Here is a 4,300-nt window from a genome sequence, read left to right as displayed (position 1 = left end):
CTTCACAAGTCTTTTAGGAGTACATCATGGCTAATATTACTCTTTGTGAATTACACGCTGCTGGTTCTGAATTGTTTCAAGATTCTGAAAGTTTCTTGAATGAACTCAACGATGTTGATTCTATCTCTGGTGGTCAAGTAGCTGTCGCTGCTGGTGTGACTTATGCAGCGAGTAATCCTTTTACACTAACTAAGTTGGCTGAGGCATTTGTAATTACATATGCTGTTGACCATGTAACTATCTTGGCTAAATCCTTCAGTCTAGTTGTGTAATTATCCGCTAATAAATGGCTCTTAGGAATCATCCCTGAGAGCCAGACAGATTAAGTCATTTACCTTCTAATTACCACAAGTCTTTCAGGAGTAGATCATGGCAACTATCACTCTTTCTCAACTATACGCTACTGGCTCTGAACTGTTCCACGATTCCCAAAGCTTTCTTGATGAACTGAGCGATATTGATTCTAGCGCTAAGGGTCAATACAACCTTGTCGGTGGCATAATTACATTCACTGCGTTAGCTGGAACATTTATCGGTACATATGGCATTGGTCATGCTACTTATATAGCCAAGTCATATAGTAAACCGTATACTTTGTACTAGTTCTGTAGTTAACTAGTAATGTTGATGGCTGTCTTGAGATTAAAGATAAAGTTTTCATCAATCATGTAGGATTGCAAAAGCAAACATTACAGCCAAACTTGAAAAATATATTCTGTAATCGACAAGGTAATTGAAACTTAATTAAAACTAGTCTCACAATATATCAAATGAGTAGTACTGATTGATGAATATTTCGATATAAGTCAAAATCAATCAGCCGGCTAAATTAGATAAATTGAAATCATTGCTCCTCAAAGCTTATGAGTAAATAACAGTTAAATTCGCGTCATGATAGCACATTAGTTGACTAATAGTGAAGCTGAATATTAGTCGATATGGCTTGTATTCACTCATTAATCAATAATTTGTCTAGGCATAAATTCAATGGCAGAAATTATAATTCGTGAACTTTACCCCAATAAATCAGATAGCTTTTTGATCGAAGTAGCGGATATGTCTTATATACCTCTATATCGTGGTAATGCATATGCACTTGACTATGCATTCCATCAAATCCTGAACTTTACTTATAGTCTAGTTGATTTGATGTTATCAGCATTTGCCATATAGTCATCCTATTTGACTTGAGAAATTATCAGTGAGGAAAGGGAACAGGGAACAGGGAACAGGGAACAGAAATTGTTCATGAATCATTTAGGATTGCTATATATAGTATCGTGTCCCTAGTACATTCATTTGAGTTTGAGATTATACCTGATCAGGTTGCCCCTTTCTAATTATTGAATCCGAATCGACATGATGACCAAGAAAATGTTGTATGCCATCAATGTCTGGATAGGAATGCTGTGGTTTTGCAGTTTCTTGATTAATCAACAACAAATTTTTGCATTACTGAGGAGTATTTAACGCCATGCCATTTTTATTAAGCTATCAAAATGTTTTTGACTACTTAATTCCTTTAGGAATATGTAGTGAGGAAGAACGTTCATCTAGTAATATTGAACTAAAACCAGCGAAAAACTTTAACTTATTACTCAGCTTATCAGAGGGTAGGCAACTTCTAGTGAAGCAAGAACGCCACAACCGAGAAGGAAAAACCGCTGGGGAGTTTGTGCAGGAATGGCGCATTCATGAGTTTTTAAACCAAAACCTAGAACTTAGCTATGTACGCCCTTTACTTTCAGAAGCAGTACATTTTGATGCTGAGAATTCGATCATTATTTTTAATTATCTGAGTAACTACCGCGATCTAGCAGATTTCTACACCAAGGAAAATATTTTTCCGACAAAAATAGCCGCAAAGGTTGGGACTATTCTGGGATTAATTCATCGCGGAAGTATTCAACATCCAGAGTATCGGCAATTCTTTGACAGTTCCCAGGATACAGCGAGTCAAGACGCGGCAAAAGTAAATCATCGCATTGATAGGCTGACCCCGGAAATTTTCGGTAGTGTTCCATCTGATGGGTTAAAATTCTTTGCCCTATATCAACGTTACGACAGTTTGGGTCAGGCGATCGCACAGTTAGGTAGTTCTGTTACTCCCTACTGTTTGACTCATAACGACATGAAGCTGAATAACATTCTCATTTCCTTAAATTGGGAAGATGTGAATGAATCATTAGCACAGCAAAGCATGATTCGATTAATTGACTGGGAACGCTGTTCTTGGGGAGACCCTGCTCATGATTTGGGGTGCATAATCGCCAGTTACTTGCAATTATGGCTATATAGCGTAGTTGTGGGTAAAGGGATGGAAATTGAAGAATCTTTACGCCTAGCTACAACACCTTTACAATCACTCCGTCCTTCACTTGCAGCACTGGTTAAGGCTTATTTGGCTGAATTCCCGGAAATCTTAGAGCATTGTCCTGATTTCTTAGAGCGAGTAGTACAATTTTGCGGTTTAGCCTTAATTCAATCTATCCAAGCAACTCTCCAGCACGAAAAAACCTTTGGTAATCAAGGTATCAGTATGCTGCAAGTTGCCAAGAGTTTATTGTGTCGTCCGCAACCATCTATACCCACCATTTTCGGTATGGATGCTTCAGACCTGACTCCCGCTAAATATTCAGCCGCAAGCTAACGCCTATCAGGTGGGAAAGTTGGCTGAAATACACAGCCAATTTATGACGATTTTTTACCGGTTTTTGAACACACTCTCTTATTCACACGTGAAGCCCTCCTATGCAACTATTAGATTCCCTACAAACTCAACTAGCTACTATTCCTCAGCCATTGCAGACATCGATAGAAGACATTATTCATAAAGTTGAAATTGTTTCCCATCATTGTATTAAACACCCCAACTATAAAAGTTTAGAATTAACCGAGCAAGCAGCTTCCCGCTTTCAAAAGTTGCCCTTAGAACTCCAGAAAAAGTATTTAGGTGTGCAGCTGCGTAGTTTCCTCTATGGTGTCTACTACAACGGCTCGTTACAAGAGGACTTGAATCTGACATCAGATGGAGATTCAAGAAGAGTAGCAGCAAATAAAGACTTAGAAAATAATAGTTTTTTGGGTGTAGATATAGGTTTTTATGACCGCTTACATGAGAGTAACCGGGGTTCAGGCTACTGGGGTAACGATTGGCTCATAGTGAAAGAAGAAACAGATGGCGCTGTGGCGGTGCATAAGGGTGGTTTAACCATACATATTGACCGTGATGTTCACTTACGACCAGAACATAAAGCTGCAACTGTCGGTAATTTAGTTGCAATCAAATTGCCTAAAAATGTTGTACAAAATGGCTTTTATATGGCGGTTGGTGATGCTGCTGCTCATGGCGATCAAGAAATAGTGCGGATCTATTTTAATTTATCCCCAGATGGTGCAGTGGCGGTCATGGATGCTTTGACTACCCTACTCAATGCCCTACCCGTTTCTTTTACGTTTAAGGCGCTATATAATCCTTCAGATTATGGACGTTATGATTCAGCAGTGCTTTACTTTGATAAACATAACTATGAGACTATCTACCCTGTATTGAAAAGGGTGTATAGAGAAAATCAATCTTATTTTGGGGATTCGGTGCCGTTATTTACAAAATTACTAGCTCCTGGTTTATCTCTGGCGGAAGAACCTAACAACAAATTTACAGAACGTGAAAGCTTTGGGATGAATCGCTGCCAAATTATTGCTAATGCATTGCTGGATGTTTGGCAAGGAAATAATGATACACCAGCAGGTAGGTTAGAATCTATTTTGCAACATTTCTCTATGGGGGGAATTGAATTACAACGCCCTTATCTTAATCCCAAGTCTGAAGATATTTTCACTACTTTATAGGTTTTTGACGGTGGTCGGGATTTACCCCCAACAGCGGAAATAGCCTTTAGTCGCCAGGGTATAAATATCACAGTTATTCGGGGGTAGCTATTAACTGACAAAAGATAGCGATCGCTACTGGCGAATATCCCCGACTTCTATCAACATTCATGGCTACTTGACAAGATCATAGTCAGAAGTCGGGGATATGCTCATACTCTAATATCCCGGACTTCTACGAAAATTTATAACTACCTGACAAGATCATAGTCAGAAGTCGGGGATATGAGTAACTAATAAAAGCGATCGCTTTGGGTACTACGTAGCGATCGCACTGGCGTTTTGTCGGTCAACAGTCAACAATCATAGAAGTTATAATCAAATCAACCTATACCTAAACTTTTATGACTAAATGGTTTAACACCGCAGGCCCTTGTAAGCCAAATATCCACTATACCCTACCCACCAG

At 39.0% G+C, this 4,300-nt stretch carries 4 protein-coding genes; all 4 read left to right on the top strand.

Annotation, left to right across the window (positions count from 1 at the left end; all coding sequences use genetic code 11):
- Window positions 1-26: 26 nt before the first annotated feature.
- The 4 genes from PN457_RS06380 to PN457_RS06365 all read left to right on the top strand — a co-directional run bounded on the left by PN457_RS06380 (window position 27) and on the right by PN457_RS06365 (window position 3,852).
- Window positions 27-272: a hypothetical protein gene (locus PN457_RS06380; RefSeq protein WP_271732094.1), complete on the top strand. Its 246-nt coding sequence runs from the start codon at window positions 27-29 to the stop codon at window positions 270-272.
- 97 nt (window positions 273-369) lie between these two features.
- On the top strand, window positions 370-603 hold the full coding sequence (locus PN457_RS06375; RefSeq protein ID WP_271732092.1) for a hypothetical protein: 234 nt from the start codon (window positions 370-372) through the stop codon (window positions 601-603).
- An 871-nt stretch (window positions 604-1,474) separates the two neighbouring features.
- Window positions 1,475-2,650: a phosphotransferase gene (locus PN457_RS06370; protein ID WP_271732091.1), complete on the top strand. Its 1,176-nt coding sequence runs from the start codon at window positions 1,475-1,477 to the stop codon at window positions 2,648-2,650.
- A gap of 101 nt (window positions 2,651-2,751) precedes the next feature.
- Window positions 2,752-3,852, top strand: coding sequence for a T3SS effector HopA1 family protein (locus PN457_RS06365; protein WP_271732090.1), 1,101 nt, complete (start codon window positions 2,752-2,754; stop codon window positions 3,850-3,852).
- Window positions 3,853-4,300: the final 448 nt, after the last annotated feature.

This window comes from Anabaenopsis arnoldii (genome assembly GCF_028331025.1).
GTDB classification, from domain to species: domain Bacteria; phylum Cyanobacteriota; class Cyanobacteriia; order Cyanobacteriales; family Nostocaceae; genus Anabaenopsis; species Anabaenopsis arnoldii.
The sequence above is the reverse complement of the archived record's forward strand: the minus strand, read 5'-3'. Positions and strand labels throughout refer to the sequence as shown.